A 22,541-nucleotide genomic window follows, 5' to 3' on the forward strand; every position below is an offset into this window, starting at 1 on the left:
GCGGACCGTCGGGTCAGCGGACGGCGGAGAGGGCGGTCTCGCCGACGCGGTCCTTGGCCCAGTCGAGGAACTCCGACGCGTGCTGCGCGTCGGTGAAGCCCTCGCCGAGGAGCTCGAGGAGCAGGTCGTTGGACCACACGGCCAGGCGGCCGATCTGCATCGCCGTCGGCTCGGCCTTCGGCAGGTGCAGGCCGTAGACGGCCAGCGTGACGTCGCGCTTGCCCGTGACCTCGTCGCCGTAGGTGAGGATCGGCAGGAAGCGCTCGGGCTCGGAGATGTGCAGCACCTTGGTGAGGAAGGACTCCTTGAGGCCGGGCATCCCGCCGACGTCGACGCCCTCGATGAGCCCGGTGAGGCGGTCCTCGAGCGGCTGCTCGGCGGGCCCGTGGAGCAGGTAGGCGAGGGAGATGCGGGTCCGGTCGGCCGCCTCCTCGTCACCGAGCTGCTTCCAGGTGCGGCTGAAGACCGACATGCTGCCGGCGCGGGTGCCCGTCCCGGTGGTGGCCAGCTCGCGCAGGTCCTGCGGGGCGGCGACGGCCAGGCCCTCGGGCGTCAGCATCTCGCGGTAGCGCCCCCACGAGGCGACCTGGACGTCCTCGGCCACGGGGTGGGCCTTGAGGTACGAGGTCTTGAGGCGCTTGACGCGGGTCATCAGGGCGGGGGAGACCATCGAGATGTTGGCGAAGCGGCCACGGGCCATCTGCAGCGGCGTGCGCGTGAACGCGGGAAGGGCCGTCAGGGCGACCGGGCTCCACCGGTTCCCGCAGTCCTCGCAGCGGAACACCTTGGCGCCGTTCGCTGCCACGCTGTCGAGCGTGATGTCGTTGTCGGAGTGGCAGGCTGAGCACGAGATGAGAGCCATGTCGCGTTCCCTTCAGGGGTGGTGACGTCGAGACGGCTCGGTTTCCCGGGGCGGCCAGAAGCGCGGGGTGAGACCCCCAAACTACCACTCGGCCCGATGTCGCCCCGCCGCCTCATGGGGGTCTGAGCACGGCGCGAGGGGGCGCGTGGAGGGGCCTGGAGGGGCGGGTCGGGGTGGCGGGCTGGCCCGGGCGCGACGGCGCGGGCGGGCGTCGGCGGCGCAGGCGTCGGCGGTGCGGGGTCGGACGGGCCGCCGCCGCCAGTAACGTTCGATCGAGCAGGTCCGTGCACCCACGTGGTCACCCCTGCGCACCGCTCCCAGTCGCGAGGAGTCGTCCATGACCGTCACGCCCCCCGGCCCGGCCTCGGAGGCCGCCGGTCGCCATCGTGCCCGGCACGGCGCCCCCGGCCCGGCCACGCAGCCGTGGTTCACGAGCAGGCGGTTCCTGGTGCCTGCGGGTGTGGCGGCGCTGGCCGTCGTGGGCTTGGTTCTCGTCGACCGTCCGGCCCCGCCCCTCACTCCGTCGGCGGCCACGAGGTCGCCGGGGTCGACGCCCTCGACGGCGACGGCGACGGCGACGACGCCGGCGCCCTCCGGTTCGCCGTCGGGGACGCCGTCACCCAGCGTGTCCGCGGTCACCGGGGTCACCGCGGCCGCCTCGCCGTCCGCGACCCCGGCACCGACACCGGCAGCGGAGCCCGGGCCGAGGACCGCCACGCTCGCCGGCGACGGCACGTACGACGTCGGCTCCGACATGAAGCCCGGCCTCTACCGTTCCCAGGGGTCCGGGACCTGGGCGCGGCTCAAGGACGCCTCCGGTGCCGTCGAGTCGATCATCGCCAACGGCGACGTGCGCGGCTGGGTGGAGTACGTGCAGGTGATGAGGACCGACGGCTACTTCGCCACCCAGGGCATGGGCGACTGGGCGCTCGTCGACCCGACGGCGACGGGTCCGCAGGCGACGACGTTCGACGGCGACGGCACCTACATGGTCGGCGTCGACATCCGGCCCGGGACCTACACGTCCTCCGGGGGTGGCTTCTGGAAGCGGCTGAAGAGCGCCTCGGGCGAGTACGGGGACATCATCGCCAACGACAACGCCACCGGGAGGACCACCGTCGAGATCAAGAAGACCGACAGGTTCTTCAGCACTCAGGGGATGGGCAGGTGGACCCTCGCCAAGTAGACCAGTGGGCGGCCGCCCGACCAGCGCACGTCCTCGGCCCGTCAGGGCTCGATGAGGCCGGCGCGGATGGCGTAGCGGGTCAGCTCCGTGCGATCACGCATCCCGAGCTTGGCCAGGACGTTGGCCCGGTGCCGCTCGACGGTCTTCAGCGCGATGACGAGGGCCGTGGCGATCTCCTTGGACGAGTGGCCCTCGGCGATGAGCTTGACCACCTCCTCCTCGCGCGAGGTGAGGACGGAGCGCGGCATCCGCTCGCCGCGCCGCATCCGCTCGAGGAAGTCGCGCACCAGGGTGCTCGCGACCCCGGCGTAGAGGAACGGTTCGCCCCGCATGGCGGCGCGGCACGCTTCGACGAGGTCCTCGTCGGCCGCCGACTTCAGCACGTAACCCGACGCCCCGGCCTGCAACGCCGAGAAGAAGTACTGCTCGTTCTCGTGCATCGAGAGCATGAGGACCTTCGCGTCGGGCACCCGCCGGGTGATCTCGCGTGCGGCCCGGAGGCCCGTCATCCGGGGCATCGACACGTCGAGGACGGCGACGTCGAACGGCACCCGGCGCGCGACCTCCACCGCCTCGACCCCGTCGGACGCCTCGGCGACGACCTCGAGACCGTCCTCTCCCTCGAGGATGCGGCGCAGCCCGGCACGGACGAGGGCGTGGTCGTCGGCGAGGAGGATCCGGACGGTCACGCGTCGCCTCCGTGGGGAACCAGGAGGCGCACGGCGGTCCCGCCCCCGTCGGCGCCGGCCCTGACGGCGAGCTCGCCGCCGACCATCTGGGCGCGCTCCCTCATCCCCTGGATGCCGGCGCCCCCAGCGACTGCCGAGCCGGGTGTCCAGACGCCGCCGACGCCGCCGACGCCGTCGTCGCGGACGACGAGCTCGACGAGGTCGCCGCGTCGCGTCAGGCCGACCGCCACCGACGAGGCGTGCGCGTGCCTGGCCACGTTGGTCAGCGCCTCCTGGGTCACCCGGTAGACGACGAGCTCGGCCTCGGGGGAGAGCGGGGGCAGGCCCGGCGCGAAGCCGCGCGTCACGGGCAGCCCTGTGCGAGAGGTGAAGTCGGAGGCCAGGCTCGACAGTGAGTTGAGCAGCCCGAGGTCGGCGAGTACCCCCGGCCGCAGTGCCTGCGAGATGCGGCGGACCTCCTCGAGGCTCGCCCGGGTCGTGCGGCGCGCTCCCTCGAGGACGGGTGCGACGTCATCGGGGACGAGGTCGATGGCGTGCCTGAGGTCGAGGAGGACGGCGGTCAGGCTCTGGCCGACCTCGTCGTGGAGCTCCTGCGCGATCCGCTGCCGCTCGGCCTCCTGCGCGTGCAGGGCCCGCGAGGTGCTCGCCGACCGCTCGGCCTCGAGGCGGTCGAGCATGGCGTTGAAGCCGGTGACCAGGCGTCGAGCCGGCCCTGACCGCGCTTCATCGAGCCGGGTCCCGGGCTCACGGAGGTCGACGGTGTCCATGGCGGCGGCGAGGCGGTCGAGGGGGAGCAGGACCGAGCGGAGCAGGAGCGCGTTGACGACGACGATGACGCCGAGTCCCACGGTGAGGACGGCCAGCTCGGAGACGACAGGTCGGGCGGACACGGTCGCGGGGGAGAGGGCGAGGGCGGTCGTGCCGAGGGCGAACACCACCCCGTTGATGAGGCAGACCCGCCAGAAGAGGGGGAGGGAGACGTCGCCACGCATGCCCCCAAGGGTGGCAGAGGAGGGTGGGTGGCTCACGGGGCCATGGCCGCCGTGGCCGCCGTGGCCGTGGCCGCCGTGGCCGTGGCCGCCGTGCGGGTGGGGGGTTCCGGGACCGGCGGGGGACGGTCAGTCACCGGTCTCGCCCCGCCAGTGGGCGAGCCGTCCGGCGCGGTGGACCGCGAGGATGCGGCGCTCGGCGGTGAGCCGAAGCTCGGGACGGGTGAAGACGAGCAGGACGTCGCCGACGCGCAGCACCGTGTCGTCCTCGAGCGAGCGGGTCGAGCCGTCGCGCGCGAGGAGGCCGAGGGTGACGCCCACGGGCAGCCGCAGCTCCCACACGTGGACGCCGTGGAGCCGTGAGCCCGGGGTCACCGTCACCTGGAGGAGCTCGCTGCCCAGGTGGTGGAGGGAGCCGACGCCGGCCTCGAGGTCGAGCGGGGTCTCCCCCCACGTCGTCTCGCCTGGTCTGAGGAGCCGGTTCGGGATGAGGCGGGAGACGACGTCCGAGTGTGCCGCGGCGACGGGACCGACGATGGCAAGGACGAGCACGTATCCCGCTGCGAGAGAGCTGATCCGCTGGTCGAGACCGGCTGCGACCGCGAGCGATGCGAGAATGACCGAGAACTCGCCTCGGGTCAGCACGGTGAAGCCGATGTTGCCGGCCTCGACCCGGGTGAAGCGGTACATCCGCCCGGCGATCACCCCGGCTGCGGTGGCGAGCACGATCGTCATCACGACGGCCACGGCGATCTGGGGGAGGACGCCGACGACCTGTCCGGGGTCGATCGTCAGGCCGAAGTGGAAGAAGAAGATGGCGCCGAACGCGTCACGCAACGGGTGCGTGAGGGTGCGGAGCCGCCCGGCCTTCGCGGTGGCGCCGAGGATGAGGCCGACCATGAAGGCGCCGATCGCGTCGGACACGCCCAGGGCTTCGGCGACACCGGCGGTCGTGACCGCGAGCCCGACGAACAGGACGACGACGATCTCCTCGTCGTGGGTGCTGACGAGCCTGCCGACCTGTTGTGCCCCGTACCGCGCGATCGCGCCGAGGGTGACGAGGAAGGCGAACGCGGTGGCGATGCCCTGGACGGCCTCGGCGACGTTGTCGGCTCCACCCAGGATCGGTTGCAGGAGAGCGAGGTAGAACGCGAGGAAGATGTCCTCGATGACGGCGATGCCGAGGATGGTGCGGGTCTCGCGGTTGCCGAGGCGCCGGGTCTCGACGAGGACCTTGGTGACGATGGCCGTCGAGCTGATGCCGACGACGCCGGCGATGACGGAGGCCTCGGGGGCGCCCCAGCCGACCCAGAACCCGTACGCGACACCGCCGCCCACGTTGAGGACGAGGTAGACGGTGGCGGCCCGGACCAGCTTCGCCCCGCCGGACGCGAGCTGGTCGAGGGTGAACTCGAGACCGAGGTAGAACAGGAGGAAGACGAGGCCGAGCCGGGCGACGAGCTCGAGATCCTCGGGGTCGCTGACGAGGTCGATGCCGGGGGTGCTCGGGCCGAAGACGACGCCGGCGAGCATGAAGAGGGGGACGGTGGGCAGGCCGAGCCGTCCGCCGGCCCGGGCGACGAGGGCGCACACGACGAAGGCGCCGCCGAGCGCCATGAGGGTGTCGGCGGCGTGGGGCACGGGTCGGGCTCCTCGGACGAGGCGTGGTGGATGGTCGGGCGTGGTGGATGGGCGGGGCGTGGTGGATGGTCGGGCGCGGGGGTGGACGGGCGCGGGGGTGGTCGGGTGCGGGTTGGTCGGGGGTTGCGGCGGGCTGCAGGGTGGCGGGCTCCAGCCTGAGGTGCCCGGGGTCGCCGGCGACATGGGGTGCCGGCCCCATCTGTGGGGCGAGGTTCTGGGCGTCGGGCTGTGGATGACGCGGGAGGTGTGTCGGTGGACACCTGTACGATTAGGACATGGCGGGGGAAACGGGGCTCGACGCGCGACGCGGCGTGATCGCGGCCGCGTGTCACGCGCTGGCGGGTCTGGGCGAGGACCTGTGGCGTGGCGGGACCGACGAGCTCGAGGCGGTGATGACCGAGGTCGACCGCTTGGTCGTCGCCGGCGAGGCGGCCCGGGTCGTGGTGGCGTCCGAGGCGATGGCGCGCGGGGAGACCGGGTCGGGGGCGCTGGCGTTGACGCCGGTGGCGTGGGTTCGCCGGCACGCGCCGTCGATGGTCTCCGGCGGAGCGGGTCAGGTGGTGGCGCTCGCCGAGGCCTTCGCGGTGTCGGGCAACGCGGTCGTCAAGAACGCCGTGATGTCGGGGACCCTGCCGGTGAGGTCGGCGGCGGTCGTCGTCGCCGAGGCCGACCGGCTGAGGCCGATGTTGGCGGACGGGGCCGAGGCCGCCGTCGTCGACGGCCTGGTCGCGATGGCCGTGGCCCATGGGCCACGGGGATGCCGGATGGTGCGTCCTCGACTTCTGGCGGAGCACGGCCTCGACGGCCAGCTGCAGGCGGAGCAGGACCGCGGGAAGAGGTTCGTGTCGTTGTCCCAGCCGCGGGTCGACGAGCTGGGCCTCGCGGAGTACCGGATGACGCTCGACGTCGAGGGGCGGGCCGTGCTGGAGGCAGCGCTGGGCCCGCTGTCCGCGCCGAAGCCGCTCGACGGGGAACGAGACCTGCGCACGAGCGACCGGCGCCGGGGCGAGGCACTGGTGACGCTGGTCCGGCGGGCCGTCGGTGCCGGGGTCGACGCCCCCTCCAGCCAGAAGGCCACCGTCGTCGTGACCGTCGACCTCGACGTCCTCCGATCCGGGCTGACGGGCGCCGGTGAGACGGTGGGCGGGTCGGAGGCGGGGGTGTTGCTGGCGCCTGAGACGGTGCGTCGCCTCGCCTGCGACGCCGCGGTCCTCCCGGCGGTGCTGGGGGAGGGCGGCGAGGTGGTCGACCTCGGCCGGATGAAGCGGCTGTTCACCGCCGGGCAGGTCCGGCGGCTGTGGCTGCGGGACCGGCACTGCACCTACCCGGGGTGCGACGTCCCCGGACAGTGGTGCGACGCGCACCACCTCCGGCACTGGGTCGACGGTGGCTCGACCGATCTGGAGAACGCGGGGCTTCTGTGCGAACGGCACCACACCGTCGTCCACTCACGCCGATACGCGGGGCAAGTGGTGCGCGACGCCCTGGGAAGTCGGGTGGAGTGGGACCTGCGCCAGGGTTCCTACGACGAGCTGCTCGCGATCCGAGCAGCGCGCGAACCAGCGTGACCCCGCCCCGCACCCCGCCCGGCAGGGCGGGGCGTCCGGCGTGCTCAGCTGTGGTGGGGTCAGCTGGACCCGGTTGACGGCGGGGTGTGGGTCGGGCGCGAGTGGCTGCGGTGCGGGTTGAGCGCGTGGCCCGGGTAAAGACCGCAGGACGCGCCAGGGGAGGCGAGGGCGGGTGGGGTGTCCTCGACACGGGCGTGTCGCGTGCGGTCGCCTTCAGGTCGACGCTGGGCCTTCCCGGGTCGGCACGACGTGGCGGGATCAGCGGTGGGACAGCACGTCTCGCAGGGAGAGCGGGTCGCGACCGGTGACGCGACGGACGTCATCGGTCACCCGGTCGAGCTCGCCGTCGCGGATCGCGGTGTACGTCGAGACCCACGCGTCGAGCTGCCACCGGGGTGCGCCATATGACGCCCGGGACGCGTACGCCTCGTCCTCCGTCTCGTCGTGGAACGTGACGTCGCGCCCGGTCGCCTCGGTCAGCAGCGCGGCGACCTCGTGGAGGGTCAGCGCCTCGGGTCCGGTGAGGTCATAGGTCGCGTCGCGGTGCGCTCCGGGGTCGAGGAGCGCCGCCACGGCGACCCGCGCGATGTCCGCGCGGGCGACCCCAGCGACCCGACCATCACCGGCGGGCCCGCGGATCACCCCGTCCTCACCGGCGAGGAACGACATGAAGTCGAGGTAGAGGCTGTCGCGCAGGAACGTGAACCCGAGGCCAGACTCACGCACGAGCTGCTCCGTGGCGAAGTGGTCGCGGCCCAGGGTGAAGGTGCAGTCGGGCGCGGCCCCGAGGAAGGAGGTGTAGACGACGTGCCCGACCCCGGCCTCGGCGGCGGCGGAGACGGCGGTGCGGTGCTCCCTCATCCGGTCCGCCGACTCCGACGCCGACACGAGAAGGAGGGTGTCGACACCCTCGAGGGCGCGGCGCATGGCCTCGGCGTCGCCGTAGGTCGCCTCGACCACGTCGGTCCCGGGCAACGCGGGCGCCCGGTCCCGCGAGCGCACGACGAGGCGCTGGGCGACGCCGCGGTCGGCGAGGTCGCGTGCCACGAGCCCACCGAGGCCTCCGGTCGAGCCGGTCACGGCGAGGCGGGGCGTGGTGGTCATGGCGTCATCCTCGCCGTCAGGAGGCGGAGGGCGCCAGCGCCCGGACGGCGTCGGCCACGGCCTCGCGGTACGTCGTGGGGCGGCGGCCGATGAGGCGCTCGAGGTCGCCCGTCGTCACCTCGAGCTCGCCGCGGGCGATGCCGGCATCCGCGTCGGCGAGGACCTCGGCGTAGCCGCGGGGGAGCCCGGCACCGACGAGGATCTCGGTCAGCTGCTCGCCGGACACCTCGGTGTGGGCGACGTCGCGACCCGAGGCCTTGGCGACGGCGTCGGCGAGGTCGGCCAGGGAGAACGACTCGCCTCCGAGCTCGAAGACGCGACCGGCCGAGTCGTCGGCGAGGAGGGCGGCCGCGGCGGCGTCGGCGAGGTCGGCCCGAGTCGCGCCGCTGATCCGCCCGTCACCAGCAGCGCCGACGACGCCGTGCTCCAGGTAGGTCGGCACCTGCGGCAGGTAGTTCTCCAGGTACCAGCTGTTGCGCAGGAAGGTGAAGGGGATGCCGGAGGCGGCGATGAGCTCCTCGGTGGCGCGGTGCTCGCCCGCCAGCACCATCGTGTTGGTCTGGGCCTTGGGGATGGACGTGTAGGCGACGAGGGAGACAGCGGCGTCCTGGGCGGCCTGGATGACGTTGCCGTGCTGCGCGACTCGACGGCCGACCTCGCTGCCCGAGACGAGCAGGACCTTGTCGGCGCCCTCGACGACGGCGCGCAGCGAGGCCGGGTCGTCGTAGTCGGCGACGGCCGTCCTGACCCCGAGCTCCGCGATGGAGGCGAGCTTCGCGTCGTCGCGGCCGGTGGCGAGGACGTCCTGCGGGTCGGCGCCGCGGCGCAGGAGGGCCTCGACGGCGAGGCGGCCGAACTGGCCGGTGGCTCCGGTGACGACGATCGTCATGGTGGTGGATCCCTTCGGGTGGGACCGAACCTGGTCGGGCGCGGTCGCTGGGGTGCTTCGTGACGTCCGCAACCGCGCCCGCTCGGGGACCCTTCCCGAAGTCGGGTACGCACTTTCGAGTAAGGTACGCACGTGCAGGTAAGGAACGAGGTCAGCGGGTCGAGCATCATGGAGTCCGCCCTGGGCGCTGTCCGAGGGCGGGCGCCCGGTGCGGTGTTCGCAGCCGCGTGCCCGAGCCGTGTCGTCCTCGACCACGTCACGAGCAAGTGGGGCGTGCTCGTGCTCATCGCCCTCGCCGACGGTCCTCAGCGGTGGAGCGAGCTGCGGCGTCGAGCCGAGGGCATCAGCGAGAAGATGCTCGCGCAGACCCTGCGCACCCTCGAGGCCGACGGCATCGTCCACCGGGATGCCCAGCCCGTCATCCCGCCCCGCGTCGACTACAGCCTGACCGAGCGGGGTGTCGAGCTCGTCACGCATCTGCTCCCGCTGTTCGGCTGGGTCGTCGAGCACGCCGACGAGATTGTCGGCGACTCCCGGTAGGTCGGGGCGGTCCCGCCGGTCTTCTGCAGGGGTCGATGCGGGCCTGTGGACAACTCGAGTGGCGACCTGCCCGGGTTTGGCTAGCGTTTGTCCTGCGAGGCCGACGAGGGGCGGCCTGGGAAGGGACGCGATGACGCGACGATCGAGGACGGGCCTCGCCGCGCTGGGGGCGGCGGCACTCGTCGTGCTCGCCGGCTGTCAGTCCGAGGACGACCCGCCGGCCACGCCGTCACCGAGCTCCACGACGACGGGTGCCTCGCCGAGCCCGTCGCCCACGACATCGCCGTCCCAGTCGCCGTCGGCCACCAGCAGCATCCCCGCGGCGGCGAGGGAGAAGACCGAGGAAGGCGCCAAGGCCTTCGCCCGTTTCTACATCGAGCAGTCCGCGCGCGCATGGACAGTTCCGGATCCCCGCTTGCTTGATGGCCACGGGACTGCCTCCTGCAGAACCTGCGCGAACCTCCAGAAGACAGCCGAGCAACTCTTAAGCGATGGACAACGGTACGAGTCTGTCCCCATCCGTGTGGATGGCATCCAGCGATTCTCGGGCGAGGGCGACAAATGGGTCTTCGATCTGACATTGACGGAACCCGCGGCAAAGATCGTCGATGAAAGCGGTGCCACGGTGAATAGCTACAAGAGCCGCCAACTCACCAGAGCAATCGCCGTTGTCTGGCAGGGGGATCGATGGTTGGTCGATGGCATCTCGGAGTAGCAGCGGCCCTCGTCGCGGCGGTGATGTCGCCAGCGCACGCCCTTGCCGCGGAAGAACCCGGTCGTTGGGGTTCAGGGACCGGCGATAGCAACGTCCGCGTCGATCTCTACCTGCGGGACATCGAGCGGCTCACTCGCGAGAAGGTTCGAAACGAGGTAGATGGCCCGTGGTTCGAGTACTCGCTGGTGTCGATCTGCGGTGGGCAGCCCGGAACGCCCAACGGCGATGATCTCTGCGGGGCGTCGTTCATCCCCTGCTCGACCACGAACCCCCAGATCGGGGCGGGCCCAGCGATGCGTGCGTACCGCCGCGAGGTGAATCGAGCGGGAGCGCCTCAGTCTGACTGGACCCCACTGGGTGTCACGTGCCTGCCGGATCGGCTGCCGGGCGGAAGGGCGGCTCTCACCCTGGCTCTGGTGCAACAGGTCTTCAACGAGACCGAGTTCGCGGTGCCGACGGTGAACATCCAGCCGGAGGGTGACGTCACGCTCGTCAACCTGCCGACCTTCTTCGAGGTGCGGTTCCCGGACGAGGGCTTCGGGCCGGACGAGGTGGACACGCCGGATCCCGCTCGGCTGCTCGGGTACCGGGTGGAGGTGCGGCCGGTCCTCAGGTCGGTGACGTACCACCTCGGCGAGAAGTCGGTGGGCCCGACGAGGTCGCTCGGGGGGCCGCACCCGACGGGAGACGTGCGGGTGACCTACACCCGTCCGGGGACGCACCAGGTGCGGGCCGACATCGTCTACACGGGACAGTTCCGGGTGGGTGGCAGCGGCTGGATCGACATCCCGGGTCAGGTAGACCTGAGGGGGACTCCGGTCACGCTGACGGTGCGCGAGGCGAAGGCGCGGCTCTACACCTCCTGAGCGGCAGCGCGACACGCGATCGAGCGAAGCCGTCGGAACAGGGGACTGTCGGTGCTCGCACCTACATTCGAGACAGAGCTCGGGACCACACGAGGCCCGGGAGCGAGAACGACCGAGCGGCGTCGAGAGGGGGCCACCGTGGAGATGAACCGAGCACTGGCCACCGGGCGTCGCTTGCTGCGCGAGCACGGCCTCGACGACTGGACGATCGTCGCCGACCGGGCCAAGACCCGCGCCGGCGTCTGCCGCTTCTCACGTCGCCAGATCGGCCTGAGTGCGCCGATCACGGCCCTGCACGACGAGTCCGAGGTCCTCGACACGATCCTCCACGAGATCGCCCATGCGCTCGTCGGCCCCGAGCACGGCCACGACGCCGTCTGGCGCGCCAAGGCCAGGCAGATCGGCTGCTCGGGGGAGCGGTGCGTCTCCGAGGACTCGCCCCGCGTCCCCGGCGACTGGGTCGGCCGGTGCCCCGCGGGCCACGAGAAGAGCCGTCATCGGGCACCCACGCGCCTCATGTCGTGCGGGGAGTGCGCTCGCCGGTTCGACCCGGCCAACCTGTTCAGCTGGACCTACCGCGGCCGCCCGGCGACCCTGCCACCGCAGTACGCGGCGCAGCTCGCGGCGCTGCGGCTGGTGGAGCGCACGACCGTCGAGCGGCCGGTCATCGACGTCGCCGACCTCGTCGAGGTGACCGCGGCCGGGCCGTGGCAGGGGCTGGTCGGCGAGGTCGAGCTCGTCGGGACCGTCCGGTGCCAGGTCCGGGTCGGCGACGACCTCGTCAGCCTGCCGGTCGAGTCCGTGCGGCCGGTCGAGGAGCCGTCCGTGCGCTCCGGAACCTTCGGCTGAGCCTGCCGGCGGGCCTGCGAGGGCAGCGACCTCCGTCCGTTCACCGGGCCGATGTACGCCAGGCGCGTGACCACCCTCACCGCCGGGATGGTCCGGGCCACGGGTGCTGCCGCGCGATAATGAACTGGTGAGTAACCAGCGTCTGGAGCGCCGCGACGCGGCCGGCACCGACCTCGAGGATGCCGCCGTGGGTGCCGACTCGAGCCTGCCCGTCGAGCACGCCGACAGCGCGGACGACGGCTTCACCCCGTGGCGTGCCCCGAGTGCCGGCACCGAGCGCGCGTTCGTCCTCGCGGGCGGGGGAGCGACGGGGATCGCGTGGGAGGCCGGCGTCATCATCGGGCTGCGTGACGGGGGCGTCGACATCCGCGAGGCGGACACGATGATCGGGACCTCCGCCGGCTCCATGGTCGCCGCGCACGTGCGCGTCGGCACCGACGAGGACAACGCCTTCGCCCGCATCCGCGAGGGCGCCCCGCTCGCCAGCTACGGACGGCTCGGCCCCGCCGACGCCACCCGTTACCTGCGCGCCCAGCTCCACCCCGACGCCCGACGTGGCCGCGCGCTCGTCGGCACCGCGGCCCTCGACGCCCGCACGGCGTCCGAGGAGGAGTGGCTCGAGACGATCGGCTTCGGCCTCATCGGCAAGGACTGGCCCGAGGGCCGCCTGCTCATCACCGCCGTCGACGCCACGACGGGCACCTCGGTGGTGTTCGACAGGACGAGTGGCGTGCCGCTCGAGCGCGCCGTCGCCGCCAGCTGCGCCGTCCCGGGCGTCTTCCCCGCGGTGGAGGTCGGCGGTCGCCGGTACGTCGACGGCGGCCTGCGCAGCATCGCCAACATCGACCTCGCCGCCGGCCACCGACGCGTCGTCGCCCTCGCCCCGTACCCCGTCGCGTCCCGGCCCCGCGACCTCCCCCTCGTCCAGCTGCACCGGCTGACGCCGCGCGCCAGGACGGTCCTCGTCGTCCCCGACCCGAAGGACCTTCTCGCGATGGGTGCCAACCCGCTCGACATGCGACGGGGCGGCGCGACCTTCGACACCGCCCGCGCCCACGGGCAGCGGATCGCCGAGCGCGTCGGCGACGTCTGGCACGGCTGACCCGCACCAGGTATCAGGACGCGCCGCACGACCTCCTCCACCACGAGGCCACGACTCCGTGGCCGCCTGCGGAGGGACCCGCCATGGCCGTGCTCGACCAGCTGCCGCTCATCCGGCTGCCAGAGCACTGGCCGCTGCCCGTGGTGGCGACGCTGGCGATGGCCGCGCTCGCCGGTCTCGACCTCGTCGGCGCCTACGCCGCCAAGGAGTGGGCCGAGCAGAAGAACACGCTCGCCCTCGTCCTCGGAGCGCTCGCCTTCCTCGTCCTGTTCTGGGTCTACGCCTCGTCCCTGCAGTACGCCGAGCTGGCCGTCGTGACGATGGGCTGGATCGTCCTGCTCCAGGTGGGCATCGTCCTCATCGACCGCCTCCACTTCGGCGCGACCCTGCCGGCCGGGAAGATGGCCGCCATCGTCGTCATCCTCGCGGCGCAGGCGTACCTGCTGCTCGCGCCGAGCTCGACCACCGCTGCCTGAGCGCCTCGGGCCAGGGCCCGCGACGAGCTCAGCCCCGCGTCGCCGACGAGCCGACGTGCGCTCGTGCGGCGTTGCGGCTGATCTCGTCGACGATCTCGGCCCGGCGCGGTCGGGGCAGGTCGTGCGCCATGTCGGGGAACATCACGAGCTTCGCGCCGGGGACTGCGCGCGCCGTCGCGATGCCGCCGCTCGGCTGGACGAGACGGTCGAGCAGCCCGTGGATGACGAGCGTCGGCACCGTGACCCTGCGCAGGTCGGCCGTGCGGTCGGGACTGGCCTGGATGGCGAGCAGCTGGCGGATCGTGCCGAGGGGGTTGACGTTGCGCGAGACCGCGAGCCGCACCGACGCCCCGATCTCCTCGGCGTCGAAGTGCGGCCCGGCGATGAGCCGGAACCCGGCCACACCCAGGCGGGCCGCCTCGTCCGGGTCGGTCGGGCGCGGGGTCGTCATCGACCGGGCCATGATCGGCAGCAGCCGCGGCGAGACCGTGCCGTGCCGCCGGTTGCCGGTCGTCGACATGATCGAGCACAGGCTGAGGACGCGCTCGGGGTGGTCGATCGTCAGCTGCTGGGCGATCATCCCGCCCATCGACACCCCGACGACGTGGACCGCGGCGATGTCGAGGTGGTCGAGGAGGGCGACGGCGTCGGCAGCCATGTCGGCGATGAGGTAGTCGGACTGCGCGTACCGGCGGTGGGCGAAGCCCCGGACGAGGGCGGTGCGCCCCGGGGTGGGCCCCTCGGTCTTCGAGGACAGCCCGATGTCGCGGTTGTCCATCCGGATGACCCGGTACCCGCGGTCGACGAGCCCGCTCACGAGGTCCTCGGGCCAGGCGACGAGCTGAGTTCCGAGACCCATGACGAGGAGCATCGGCTCGCCCTCGTCGGGTCCGTCCACCTCGTACTCGATGGTGATGTCGCCGAGCTCCGCACTGGTCATGCCGGAAGTCTCGCACCGACGGGGAGCCCCATCCGGGCACCCGCGCCGTCCGGACTAGGGTTGGCGCCGTGATCGAGCCCGTGACCTGGACGGTGGTGGCCCTCGCGACACTGCTGTTCCTCGTCGCGGTCGTCTACGCCTGGCGCGACCGGCTCCTCGACGACCGGCTCCTCGCCCTCCTGGCCCTCATCGAGGTCGGGCTCCTCGCCCAGCTCGTCATCGGACTGTTCGGACTCGGGGACATCGACGACTCCACCGAGCAGGCGACGTTCGCGGCCTACCTCGTCTCGCTCCCCGTCATCCCCCTCGGCACCGGCCTGCTCGCGCTCAAGGAGAAGACCCGGTGGGCCATGGGCTCGCTCGCGGTCGGCGCCTTCGCGGTCGCCGTGATGACGGCCCGCTGCCTCCAGATCTGGACCACGTATGCCTGACCCGTCCCGCAGGGCCCTCGGTGGGCCCGGCGTCGTGCTCGTCGTCGCCTACGGGGTCCTCGCCCTCGCCGCGACCGGGCGCTCGGTCCTCCAGCTCCTCAGCTACTTCGACCGGGCCCCGCTGGCCTACCTGCTGTCGGCCCTGGCCGCCGTCGTGTACCTGCTCGCGACGTGGTGCCTGGCCCGCGGCGGGCGCTGGGTGCGCGTCGGCATGGTCGCGTGCACGGTCGAGCTCGTCGGGGTCCTGGCCGTGGGGACGGCCTCGTACCTCGTGCCCGCCGCGTTCCCGGACCGCACGGTGTGGTCGCACTTCGGCCAGGGGTACGGCTTCGTGCCGCTCGTCCTGCCCGTGCTCGGGCTGCTGTGGTTCCGCCGCGTCGACCGCGGCGCCTGAGCCTCAGTCCGCGACGGGCTCGAGGAGGAGGACCGGGATGAGCCGGTCGGTCTTGGTCTGGTACTGCGCGTAGGGCGGGTACGCCGCCACGCAGCGCTCCCACCAGGCCTCGCGCTCCTCGCCGCTGACCTCGCGCGCGACCGCGCTCCACGATCGGGTGCCGTCCTGCAGGGTGATCCGCGGGTCGGCGCGCAGGTTGCCGTACCAGAGCGGGTGCTCGGGGGCGCCGCCCTTGCTCGCCACGGCGGCGTAGACGCCCTCGTGCTCGACGCGCATCAGCGGGACCTTGCGCACGGCGCCGGTCTTCGCGCCGCGCATCGTCAGCATGACGACGGGGCGGTTCAGGACGTGGACGACGCTGGTGTCGCCGGCGGCCTCGATGGCCTCGACCTGCTTGCGGACCCAGCCGGTGGGGCTCGGACGGTAGTCGGTGTCGCTCATGTGGAGGTCCAACTCACTTGCTGCTCGAGGTCTTCCACAGGTTGATGCCGGCCTCGACCGCGTGCTTGTCGATCTTGGCGAGCTCCTCGGGCGTGAACGTCAGGTTCTTCACGGCGTCGAGGGAGTCGTCGAGCTGGCCGACCGAGCTGGCCCCGATGAGGACGGAGCTGACCCGCTCGTCGCGCAGCGCCCAGGCCAGCGCCATCTGCGCGAGCGACTGCCCGCGGGCCTTCGCCATCCGGTCGAGGGCGCGGACGTGCTTGAGCGACTCGTCGGTCAGCAGCTTCGGGTCGAGTGACTTCCCCTGTGCCGCACGGGAACCCTCGGGGATGCCCTTGAGGTACTTGTTCGTGAGCATGCCCTGGGCGAGCGGCGAGAACGCGATGAGGCCGACGCCCTCCTCACCGACGACGTCGAGGAGGTCCTCCTCGATCCAGCGGTTGAGCATCGAGTAGGAGGGCTGGTGGATGAGCAGGGGGGTGCCCATCTCACGCAGGATGCCGACCGCCTCCCGGGTGCGCGCGCCGGAGTACGACGAGATGCCGACGTAGAGGGCCTTGCCGGCGCGCACGAGGGAGTCGAGCGCGCCCATCGTCTCCTCGAGCGGCGTCGTCTCGTCGAACCGGTGCGAGTAGAAGACGTCGACGTAGTCCAGGCCCATCCGCTGCAGGGACTGGTCGGCCGAGGCGGTGATGTACTTCCGCGAGCCGCCGCCCTGGCCGTAGGGGCCGGGCCACATGTCGTAGCCGGCCTTCGACGAGATGACGAGCTCGTCGCGGTAGGGCCGGAAGTCGCGGGCGAACAGGGTCCCGAAGTTGCGCTCGGCGGCGCCGTACGGCGGGCCGTAGTTGTTGGCGAGGTCGAAGTGGGTGACCCCGCGGTCGAACGCCCGGCGCAGGGTGGCCTGCTGGCGCTCGAGGGGGACGTCGTCGCCGAAGTTGTGCCACATGCCGAGGGAGACCGCGGGCAGGTCGAGCCCGGAGCGCCCGACCCGGCGGTACGGCATCCCGGCGCGGTAGCGGCCCGGGGCCGCCTTGTACTCGTCTGCGTGGAAGGTCATGTCCCCATCCAACACCCCGTGGGCACCCGGTCGGGTGCCGAGGTGGTCGCGGGGACGGCCGCCCCGGCACGCGACTCCCGGGCGAGCGGCGACGCAGGGCGGGATCGCCCGCACCGTGAGACGGAGCCGGGCCGCCCGTGACCCGCCACGGGGGCGGTCGTACGATCGAGCCAGGTCATGAGTGCCAGCGACAAGCCCCGGCTCGCTGGCCGGCAACCCTCCACCCGCGGTGGGGTGCCCCGGGTGAGGACCTGGCGTGCGGCACCCGTCGCACGCAAGCGCGGGTCTTTCGCCTCGGAAGTCCCGCACCGACATTGGTGACGTGGTCGGGCGCAGGCCCGGTCCACCGAGAGCTGGGAGTGATTGACCATGAGTGACCCCTCGCAGTGGGGCTTCGAGACCAAGCAGGTGCACGCGGGGCAGGTTCCCGACAGCGCCACGGGCGCCCGCGCCCTGCCGATCTACCAGACGACGTCGTACGTCTTCAACGACACGACGCACGCGGCGAACCTGTTCGCGCTCAAGGAGTTCGGCAACATCTACACCCGCATCATGAACCCGACGCAGGACGCCGTCGAGCAGCGGATCGCCGCGCTCGAGGGTGGCGTCGGTGCCCTGCTCGTGTCGTCGGGCCAGGCCGCGACGACCATCGGCCTGCTCAACATCGCCGAGGCGGGGGACCACATCGTCTCCAGCGCCGCGCTCTACGGCGGCACGGTGAACCTGCTGAAGTACACCTTCAAGAAGCTCGGCATCGAGGTGACCTTCGTCGAGGACCACACGGACCTCGAGGCGTGGCGCGCCGCGGTCCGCCCGAACACCAAGGCGTTCTTCGGCGAGACGATCGCCAACCCCAAGGCCGAGCTGCTCGACATCGAGGGCGTCGCCGGCGTCGCCCACGAGGTCGGCGTGCCGCTCGTCGTCGACAACACCATCGCGACGCCGTTCCTCCTGCGCCCGATCGAGTGGGGCGCCGACGTCGTCATCCACTCGGCGACGAAGTACCTCGGCGGTCACGGCACGTCGATCGCGGGCGTCATCGTCGACGCCGGGACCTTCGACTACGGCAAGGACCCCGAGCGCTACCCGAACTACAACACGCCGGAGGAGAGCTACCACGGGCTCGTGTTCGCCCGTGACCTCGGCGTCGGCGGCATCCTCGGGGCCAACCTCGCCTACATCCTCAAGGCGCGCGTGCAACTGCTGCGCGACCTCGGCTCGTCGATCTCGCCGTTCAACGCCTTCCTCATCGCCCAGGGTCTCGAGACGCTGAGCCTGCGGGTCGAGCGCCACGTCGAGAACGCCCACCACGTCGCGACCTACCTGCAGGACCACCCGCAGGTCGAGGCCGTGCGCTGGGCCTCGCTCGACGGCCAGCCGGGCAAGGAGCTCGCCGACAAGTACACGCCCAAGGGGGCCGGAGCGGTCCTCGCGTTCGAGATCTCCGGCGGCCTCGAGGCGGGCCAGCGGTTCGTCGAGGGCCTGTCGCTGCACAGCCACGTCGCCAACATCGGCGACGTGCGCTCGCTCGCGATCCACCCGGCCTCGACGACGCACAGCCAGGGGGGCGACCACGACCGCCTGGCCGCCGGCGTGACCCCGGGCCTCGTGCGGCTCGCGGTCGGCATCGAGTCGATCACCGACATCATCGCCGACCTCGACGCGGGCTTCGCCGCCGCGGCGGGCGACGGGTCGGGTGACGGGGACCTCGGCGCCGAGCAGCCGGCCGACCTCGCGGGGTCGCCCGTCTGACGGCTCGTCCACCGGGCGGCTCGTCCACCCGACCGGCACGACGACGGCGGCAGGCACTCCTCAGGGAGTGCCGGCCGCCGTCGTTGCGTGTTTGGGGCCGTCAGCCGGTGGGCGACGCTGCGGGGGGCGCCGGCGACGCGGTCGCGGCGGGTGCGGGGGCTGGGGCCGGGCGACCGCCGGCGAGGTCGGCGTACGCGGAGCGGTCCCAGCGGTGGGCGAAGTTCGGGTCGGGGGAGACCCAGCCCGGGCCGTACAGCCGCTCGAGGTAGGTCTCGGGCCGGGCGGGGATGCGGCACGGGACCCCGAGGAGCTCGGCCTCGGCCGTCGGGTACATCGTGTCGCGGTCGAGGGCGCCTCGGGTCCCGGGGTACCAGGAGATGGCGTCGCCCTCGAACAGGCCGACGAAGACGTCGAGGTGCTTGCCCTTGGGGGTCCGCGCGACCTGCCGGTGCGCCGACCAGTTGCCCCGGACCGCGTAACCGCGCTCGGTGAGGAACGACGCGACGAGAGCGAGGCCGTCGGCGAGCGTGGCGGCCTCCTCCGGCTCGAAGCCGATGATGAGGTCGAGGTCGTCGTCGTGGGGGATCAGCGCCCGGTCGCGCACGACGGAGAGGACCGACCCGAAGCCCAGCGACACGTGCGGTGTGAGGTCGCGCAGGACGTCGACGACCTCCGCGGCGAACCGCACGTACGCGAGCTGCTCGTCGTCGGACCAGAAGCGGAACGAGCGGCAGGGGCCGTGGATCGTCCACATGAGGTTGCGCGAGGGCAGCAGCCTCTCGTTGGCCAGGCCCCGGAACGCCGTGACGAGGGCGGGGTCGAGGTCGGCCGAGCCGAGCTTCTCCTTGCCCTTCTGGTAGGAGCCGCTGGCGGTGTCGACGAGCACGTCGCGCAGGATCTCGAGGTCGGGGTCGCCACCCGTCGGCATCGTCGCGGCGACCGAGCGGAGCTCCTTGTGGCGGCGTCCGCCGTCGAACACCACGTGCGAGCGGAAGCGCGTGCGCGCGACGACCCGCAGACGGGCGGCCCGGGTGGCGGTCTCGCCGTTGACGTTGCGCAGCCGAACGGCGGTGAGCCGCAGCGGGGACGGGAAGGTGATCTCGACCCAGCTCGGGTCGTCCTTCTCGGTGTGGACGACCGTGCCGGTGGGGTTGTCCCAGTCGAAGAGCGCCTCGGGGGTGAACCGGTCCCCGTAGGTGCCGTACCAGGACGACGCCGTCACGGTCGCGCCGGCCGTGGCGTCGGAGCCGTCGTCGGTGACGAGGTCGACCGACTGGAGGTGGAGGAACTGGCGGGGCAGCTCGATCCGCAGCCGGTGGACGGGCCCGACGGTCACCGGCACCTCGAGGACCCCCTTGGGAGCGAGGTAGCCGAGGTCGCCGAAGTCGCGCAGCACGGTGTCGACCACCGCCCGCAGGGGCGCGATGCGCTCGGCGACGGGGGCCGGGGCGACGGGCGTCGTCATCCGACCCGGCTCACGTGCGGCGGAACAGGGTCCGCGCGACGTACGCGTCGTCGTGGCGCCACTTGGCGAAGCCGTAGCCCTCGACGGCGTAGGTGACCTCGAAGCCCCGCTCGAGCGCGCGGGCCTGGAAGGTCGCCGGCAGGACGAAGCGCCGGTAGTGCGCGCCGGTCTCCTTCGCGCCGACCTGGTCGCGCACGGTGCGGTACTCGACGGCGAGGACGTCGCCGGGGGAGGTGAGGGTCGCGGCGAGGTCGAGGAAGGTCTTCTCCTCCTCGTCGGTGATCGCGTGGACGAAGAAGCGGGCGTAGACGACGTGCGGGCCGTCGGACCCCGAGAGCCGCTGGGGGAGCTCGGGGTCGTCGATGGCGGACTGGAGGAAGGTCGCGGGCTCGCCGAGCGCCGCGGCCAGGGCCGAGCACGCGTCGACCGCCGACTGCGACCCGTCGACGCCGGTCACGTCGTGCCCGTTGCCCGCGAAGAAGATGGAGTCGCGGCCGTTGCCGCAGCCCAGCTCGATGACCCGGTGGGGCCCCTCGAGCTCGCCGGCGACGAAGGTCGCGAACTGCGAGGGGAGGGGGCGACGCGTCGAGGAGCGCGCTGCGTAGTACGTGTTCCAGTAGTCGGAGCGGTCGTCGGTCGTCGTCGTGCTGTGCGCGGCGTCGGTCATCAGGCGGCAGTCCTCGTCGGGGGGCCCGCGCCGTCGCAGGCCCTGCGCGGTCACAGTAGCGGGGGAGGCCGGGAGACGCCCGCAAGGCGGGGCGGGGACACGGCGGGTGACCACTGGGCGACCACTCGGTGACCACTCGAGGACCCAACTCGGTGACGTCGCAGGAGGCCGTGGCCCGGCCCACGGGGCCTGTGGACAACTCTCCGGGCGTGTCCGCGCTCGTCCGTAGCGTGGCTGCATGACGCGGATCCGGGTGGACGCGGCCGAGGTGGCCGAGCTCGGGGTGGCGCTCGCCGAGACGGGGGCCCACCTCTGCCTCCTCGGCGACCCCGGCGCGGAGCGGTGGGCGCTGGGGCCGGGGGAGACGGGCCCGGCGGTCGAGGAGCTGCTCGGCGGCTGGCGGCGGGTGCGCTTGTCCCTGGCGGAGGCGCTCGCCGAGCTGGGTGGCGCCGCGGCCGGTGCCGGCGCCCTCTACCTCGAGACCGAGGGCGGGGTCGGGCGCTCGCTGCGGGGAGGGACCTGGTGAGCCCTCCCCTGCGGCCGCTGCCCGGCGACCCGGGTGCGGTGCGCGCCCTCGCCCGGTCGCTGCGGAGCACGGGCCAGCGGCTCGGCGCCATCGGCAGCACCCTGGCCCGGCTGCGGCCCGGTCCCGCATGGGAGGGCTGCGCCGCGGAGGCGTTCACCTCGCGGATCGGCGACGTCCCACCCCTCGTCGACGCCGTGGCGCGTCGGTTCGCGGGCGCGGCCGCACCGCTGCTGGCGCTCGCCGAGGCGATGGAGGACGCCCAGGCGGTCATCGGGGGCGCCGTCCTCGACGACGACGCGGCCTCCCACGCGTACGCCGCCCTCGAGGACCGGGTCGCCCTGTTCGTGGCGTCGGGCCGCACCGAGGACGACCCCGACGTCCTCGTCCTCCGGCACCTCCAGCGCGACCAGGTGGCCCAGCAGGTGCGGGCCCGGGCCCGACATGCCGCGGCGCTCGAACGGTTCCGGGAGGCCGACGCCAGTGCGGCGGGTGTGCTGCGGGCGCTCGCGTTCGACGACCTCGCCGACTCCACGCTCTATCGCACCCTCGCCGCGGTCCGTGCCGGAGGGCGGGGCGTCGCCGAGGTCGGGGTGCTGGCCGCCGTCGCCCCCGAGCTCGTGCCGCTGGCGGCTGCCGGTGACGCCACGGCGACGGCTGCCGACGCCGGGCTGCTCGCGGTCTACGGCGAGGGCGACGCCGGGTCCCTCGCCACGGGGCTCGCCCTGGCGTCGACGGGCGGGGTCGGGCGCGTCCTGCGCCACGGGTCGCTCGCCGGGGCCGAGGCGACGGCGCACGGGGTGCGCTCGACCCGGGTGCTGACGACGCAGCAGCGGATGGTGGTGGGTGCCGTCGAGGCCGCCCGGTCGCGTCGCGATGCGCTCCGGACGGCGCTGCGGGGCGTGCCCGACCGGGGGACCCCCAGCGCGCTCCTGGGCGGGCCCGCCGTCCGTGTCCGGTCGGCGCCCGTGGCGACGGCTGCGGCGCAGACCGTGGCGCAGCGGGCCTCGGACGCGGCGCGCCTCGCGGCCGAACGGGTGCGGGAGGCGGCGGCCGAGCAGGTGAGGCGGCGCGTCCTCGACGACTGGAGGCTCGCGTCGGCGAACGGCGCCTCGGCCCAGCGCATGTACGTGTCCGGCGCGACGCTCGAGGTCGCCGGAGCCGCCGGGACGCGGGCGCACGACCACGAGCGGCAGGTGCCGACCGTGACGACGTGACCCGCGCCGCAGCGAGCCCATCCGCTGGGTGGAGGTGTCCGGGCGGGGTGCGGGGCCGGTCGGACACCTCGACCGGACGGTGGGGCCGCGCAGGAGGTGCCCTGTCCGCTGGGTGGAGGTGTCCGGGCGGCGTGCGGGGCCGGTCGGACACCTCGAACCGGAGGGCGGGAGTCCG

At 73.1% G+C, this 22,541-nt stretch carries 25 protein-coding genes and 1 riboswitch; of the genes, 13 read left to right on the forward strand and 12 right to left on the reverse strand.

Annotated elements, in window-relative coordinates; translation table 11 throughout:
* Positions 1-13: 13 nt before the first annotated feature.
* Positions 14-862: an MJ0042-type zinc finger domain-containing protein gene (locus ACFWN3_RS17590; RefSeq protein ID WP_377641847.1), complete on the reverse strand. Its 849-nt coding sequence runs from the start codon at positions 860-862 to the stop codon at positions 14-16.
* 337 nt (positions 863-1,199) lie between these two features.
* On the opposite strand from ACFWN3_RS17590, the gene ACFWN3_RS17595 reads away from it, so the two are divergent.
* Positions 1,200-2,048, forward strand: a complete 849-nt coding sequence (locus ACFWN3_RS17595) for a hypothetical protein (protein WP_377641848.1) — start codon at positions 1,200-1,202, stop codon at positions 2,046-2,048.
* A 41-nt stretch (positions 2,049-2,089) separates the two neighbouring features.
* Here the strand turns inward: ACFWN3_RS17595 and ACFWN3_RS17600 are convergent, their stop codons facing one another.
* From ACFWN3_RS17600 to ACFWN3_RS17610, 3 genes are all read right to left on the reverse strand, one after another.
* Entirely contained in the window at positions 2,090-2,737 is a 648-nt protein-coding gene (locus tag ACFWN3_RS17600) for a response regulator (RefSeq protein ID WP_377641850.1), read from the reverse strand.
* On the reverse strand, positions 2,734-3,729 hold the full coding sequence (locus ACFWN3_RS17605) for a sensor histidine kinase (protein WP_377641852.1): 996 nt from the start codon (positions 3,727-3,729) through the stop codon (positions 2,734-2,736). Before ACFWN3_RS17605 ends, ACFWN3_RS17600 begins: the two co-directional genes overlap by 4 nt.
* Positions 3,730-3,855: 126 nt before the next feature.
* Positions 3,856-5,367: a cation:proton antiporter gene (locus ACFWN3_RS17610; RefSeq protein ID WP_377641854.1), complete on the reverse strand. Its 1,512-nt coding sequence runs from the start codon at positions 5,365-5,367 to the stop codon at positions 3,856-3,858.
* Positions 5,368-5,642: 275 nt separating this feature from the next.
* On the opposite strand from ACFWN3_RS17610, the gene ACFWN3_RS17615 reads away from it, so the two are divergent.
* A complete protein-coding gene (locus ACFWN3_RS17615; protein ID WP_377641856.1) occupies positions 5,643-6,935 on the forward strand; it encodes a DUF222 domain-containing protein in 1,293 nt (430 codons plus the stop codon).
* A 258-nt stretch (positions 6,936-7,193) separates the two neighbouring features.
* Here the strand turns inward: ACFWN3_RS17615 and ACFWN3_RS17620 are convergent, their stop codons facing one another.
* Positions 7,194-8,039 (reverse strand): SDR family oxidoreductase, encoded by an 846-nt coding sequence (locus tag ACFWN3_RS17620; RefSeq protein ID WP_377641857.1) that lies wholly within the window; start codon positions 8,037-8,039, stop codon positions 7,194-7,196.
* Positions 8,040-8,055: 16 nt separating this feature from the next.
* The gene (locus tag ACFWN3_RS17625) at positions 8,056-8,928 is read right to left on the reverse strand and encodes an SDR family oxidoreductase (RefSeq protein WP_377641859.1); all 873 of its coding nucleotides are present in this window, start codon (positions 8,926-8,928) and stop codon (positions 8,056-8,058) included.
* Between the two features lie 168 nt (positions 8,929-9,096).
* On the opposite strand from ACFWN3_RS17625, the gene ACFWN3_RS17630 reads away from it, so the two are divergent.
* Positions 9,097-9,468 (forward strand): winged helix-turn-helix transcriptional regulator, encoded by a 372-nt coding sequence (locus ACFWN3_RS17630; RefSeq protein ID WP_377645643.1) that lies wholly within the window; start codon positions 9,097-9,099, stop codon positions 9,466-9,468.
* A 198-nt stretch (positions 9,469-9,666) separates the two neighbouring features.
* Here ACFWN3_RS17630 and ACFWN3_RS17635 read toward each other — a convergent pair whose 3' ends face one another.
* Positions 9,667-9,822, reverse strand: coding sequence for a hypothetical protein (locus ACFWN3_RS17635; protein WP_377645666.1), 156 nt, complete (start codon positions 9,820-9,822; stop codon positions 9,667-9,669).
* 19 nt (positions 9,823-9,841) lie between these two features.
* Between ACFWN3_RS17635 and ACFWN3_RS17640 the strand changes: the two genes are divergently transcribed.
* From ACFWN3_RS17640 to ACFWN3_RS17660, 5 genes are all read left to right on the forward strand, one after another.
* A complete protein-coding gene (locus tag ACFWN3_RS17640) occupies positions 9,842-10,183 on the forward strand; it encodes a hypothetical protein (RefSeq protein ID WP_377645644.1) in 342 nt (113 codons plus the stop codon).
* A 20-nt stretch (positions 10,184-10,203) separates the two neighbouring features.
* On the forward strand, positions 10,204-11,049 hold the full coding sequence (locus tag ACFWN3_RS17645) for a hypothetical protein (protein ID WP_377641861.1): 846 nt from the start codon (positions 10,204-10,206) through the stop codon (positions 11,047-11,049).
* A 144-nt stretch (positions 11,050-11,193) separates the two neighbouring features.
* The gene (locus ACFWN3_RS17650) at positions 11,194-11,898 is read left to right on the forward strand and encodes a SprT-like domain-containing protein (protein WP_377641862.1); all 705 of its coding nucleotides are present in this window, start codon (positions 11,194-11,196) and stop codon (positions 11,896-11,898) included.
* 127 nt (positions 11,899-12,025) lie between these two features.
* Positions 12,026-13,000, forward strand: a complete 975-nt coding sequence (locus ACFWN3_RS17655) for a patatin-like phospholipase family protein (RefSeq protein ID WP_377641864.1) — start codon at positions 12,026-12,028, stop codon at positions 12,998-13,000.
* An 83-nt stretch (positions 13,001-13,083) separates the two neighbouring features.
* Positions 13,084-13,476, forward strand: coding sequence for a hypothetical protein (locus ACFWN3_RS17660; protein ID WP_377641866.1), 393 nt, complete (start codon positions 13,084-13,086; stop codon positions 13,474-13,476).
* 28 nt (positions 13,477-13,504) lie between these two features.
* On the opposite strand, the gene ACFWN3_RS17665 is transcribed toward ACFWN3_RS17660, so the two are convergent.
* Positions 13,505-14,416 (reverse strand): alpha/beta fold hydrolase, encoded by a 912-nt coding sequence (locus ACFWN3_RS17665; RefSeq protein WP_377641868.1) that lies wholly within the window; start codon positions 14,414-14,416, stop codon positions 13,505-13,507.
* Between the two features lie 68 nt (positions 14,417-14,484).
* On the opposite strand from ACFWN3_RS17665, the gene ACFWN3_RS17670 reads away from it, so the two are divergent.
* Positions 14,485-14,847 carry a hypothetical protein gene (locus ACFWN3_RS17670; RefSeq protein WP_377641869.1) on the forward strand — a complete coding sequence of 121 codons (363 nt, stop codon included), beginning with the start codon at positions 14,485-14,487 and terminating at the stop codon, positions 14,845-14,847.
* Complete coding sequence (locus ACFWN3_RS17675) at positions 14,840-15,241, forward strand: hypothetical protein (protein WP_377641871.1); 402 nt, start codon at positions 14,840-14,842, stop codon at positions 15,239-15,241. The genes ACFWN3_RS17670 and ACFWN3_RS17675 overlap by 8 nt, the downstream gene beginning before the upstream one ends.
* A gap of 3 nt (positions 15,242-15,244) precedes the next feature.
* On the opposite strand, the gene ACFWN3_RS17680 is transcribed toward ACFWN3_RS17675, so the two are convergent.
* Both ACFWN3_RS17680 and mgrA read right to left on the reverse strand, forming a co-directional pair.
* Entirely contained in the window at positions 15,245-15,682 is a 438-nt protein-coding gene (locus ACFWN3_RS17680) for a nitroreductase family deazaflavin-dependent oxidoreductase (RefSeq protein WP_377641872.1), read from the reverse strand.
* 13 nt (positions 15,683-15,695) lie between these two features.
* Positions 15,696-16,742, reverse strand: coding sequence for an L-glyceraldehyde 3-phosphate reductase (gene mgrA, locus ACFWN3_RS17685; protein WP_377641874.1), 1,047 nt, complete (start codon positions 16,740-16,742; stop codon positions 15,696-15,698).
* A gap of 173 nt (positions 16,743-16,915) precedes the next feature.
* Positions 16,916-17,029: riboswitch (SAM riboswitch) on the forward strand.
* Positions 17,030-17,111: 82 nt separating this feature from the next.
* Between mgrA and ACFWN3_RS17690 the strand changes: the two genes are divergently transcribed.
* Positions 17,112-18,494, forward strand: a complete 1,383-nt coding sequence (locus tag ACFWN3_RS17690) for a bifunctional o-acetylhomoserine/o-acetylserine sulfhydrylase (protein ID WP_377641875.1) — start codon at positions 17,112-17,114, stop codon at positions 18,492-18,494.
* Between the two features lie 100 nt (positions 18,495-18,594).
* Here the strand turns inward: ACFWN3_RS17690 and ACFWN3_RS17695 are convergent, their stop codons facing one another.
* Both ACFWN3_RS17695 and ACFWN3_RS17700 read right to left on the reverse strand, forming a co-directional pair.
* Positions 18,595-19,959 (reverse strand): hypothetical protein, encoded by a 1,365-nt coding sequence (locus tag ACFWN3_RS17695; RefSeq protein WP_377641877.1) that lies wholly within the window; start codon positions 19,957-19,959, stop codon positions 18,595-18,597.
* A gap of 10 nt (positions 19,960-19,969) precedes the next feature.
* Positions 19,970-20,626: a class I SAM-dependent methyltransferase gene (locus ACFWN3_RS17700; protein WP_377641879.1), complete on the reverse strand. Its 657-nt coding sequence runs from the start codon at positions 20,624-20,626 to the stop codon at positions 19,970-19,972.
* 238 nt (positions 20,627-20,864) lie between these two features.
* On the opposite strand from ACFWN3_RS17700, the gene ACFWN3_RS17705 reads away from it, so the two are divergent.
* Together ACFWN3_RS17705 and ACFWN3_RS17710 are read left to right on the forward strand one after the other, a co-directional pair.
* The gene (locus tag ACFWN3_RS17705) at positions 20,865-21,152 is read left to right on the forward strand and encodes a hypothetical protein (protein ID WP_377641881.1); all 288 of its coding nucleotides are present in this window, start codon (positions 20,865-20,867) and stop codon (positions 21,150-21,152) included.
* Positions 21,149-22,366 (forward strand): hypothetical protein, encoded by a 1,218-nt coding sequence (locus tag ACFWN3_RS17710; protein ID WP_377641883.1) that lies wholly within the window; start codon positions 21,149-21,151, stop codon positions 22,364-22,366. The genes ACFWN3_RS17705 and ACFWN3_RS17710 overlap by 4 nt, the downstream gene beginning before the upstream one ends.
* The last annotated feature ends 175 nt before the right edge of the window (positions 22,367-22,541 follow it).

This window comes from Oryzobacter terrae, assembly GCF_042756445.1.
Taxonomy (GTDB): Bacteria; Actinomycetota; Actinomycetes; order Actinomycetales; family Dermatophilaceae; genus Oryzobacter; species Oryzobacter terrae.

Excerpts from the sequence above, each read along its gene's own strand:
- ACFWN3_RS17590 (WP_377641847.1), bottom strand. The coding sequence starts at position 862 with ATGGCTCTCATCTCGTGCTCAGCCTGCCACTCCGACAACGACATCACG.
- ACFWN3_RS17595 (WP_377641848.1), top strand. The coding sequence starts at position 1,200 with ATGACCGTCACGCCCCCCGGCCCGGCCTCGGAGGCCGCCGGTCGCCAT.
- ACFWN3_RS17605 (WP_377641852.1), bottom strand. The coding sequence starts at position 3,729 with ATGCGTGGCGACGTCTCCCTCCCCCTCTTCTGGCGGGTCTGCCTCATC.
- ACFWN3_RS17615 (WP_377641856.1), top strand. The coding sequence starts at position 5,643 with ATGGCGGGGGAAACGGGGCTCGACGCGCGACGCGGCGTGATCGCGGCC.
- ACFWN3_RS17620 (WP_377641857.1), bottom strand. The coding sequence starts at position 8,039 with ATGACCACCACGCCCCGCCTCGCCGTGACCGGCTCGACCGGAGGCCTC.
- ACFWN3_RS17625 (WP_377641859.1), bottom strand. The coding sequence starts at position 8,928 with ATGACGATCGTCGTCACCGGAGCCACCGGCCAGTTCGGCCGCCTCGCC.
- ACFWN3_RS17630 (WP_377645643.1), top strand. The coding sequence starts at position 9,097 with ATGGAGTCCGCCCTGGGCGCTGTCCGAGGGCGGGCGCCCGGTGCGGTG.
- ACFWN3_RS17650 (WP_377641862.1), top strand. The coding sequence starts at position 11,194 with ATGAACCGAGCACTGGCCACCGGGCGTCGCTTGCTGCGCGAGCACGGC.
- ACFWN3_RS17660 (WP_377641866.1), top strand. The coding sequence starts at position 13,084 with ATGGCCGTGCTCGACCAGCTGCCGCTCATCCGGCTGCCAGAGCACTGG.
- ACFWN3_RS17665 (WP_377641868.1), bottom strand. The coding sequence starts at position 14,416 with ATGACCAGTGCGGAGCTCGGCGACATCACCATCGAGTACGAGGTGGAC.
- ACFWN3_RS17675 (WP_377641871.1), top strand. The coding sequence starts at position 14,840 with ATGCCTGACCCGTCCCGCAGGGCCCTCGGTGGGCCCGGCGTCGTGCTC.
- ACFWN3_RS17680 (WP_377641872.1), bottom strand. The coding sequence starts at position 15,682 with ATGAGCGACACCGACTACCGTCCGAGCCCCACCGGCTGGGTCCGCAAG.
- mgrA (WP_377641874.1), bottom strand. The coding sequence starts at position 16,742 with ATGACCTTCCACGCAGACGAGTACAAGGCGGCCCCGGGCCGCTACCGC.
- ACFWN3_RS17690 (WP_377641875.1), top strand. The coding sequence starts at position 17,112 with ATGAGTGACCCCTCGCAGTGGGGCTTCGAGACCAAGCAGGTGCACGCG.
- ACFWN3_RS17695 (WP_377641877.1), bottom strand. The coding sequence starts at position 19,959 with ATGACGACGCCCGTCGCCCCGGCCCCCGTCGCCGAGCGCATCGCGCCC.
- ACFWN3_RS17700 (WP_377641879.1), bottom strand. The coding sequence starts at position 20,626 with ATGACCGACGCCGCGCACAGCACGACGACGACCGACGACCGCTCCGAC.
- ACFWN3_RS17705 (WP_377641881.1), top strand. The coding sequence starts at position 20,865 with ATGACGCGGATCCGGGTGGACGCGGCCGAGGTGGCCGAGCTCGGGGTG.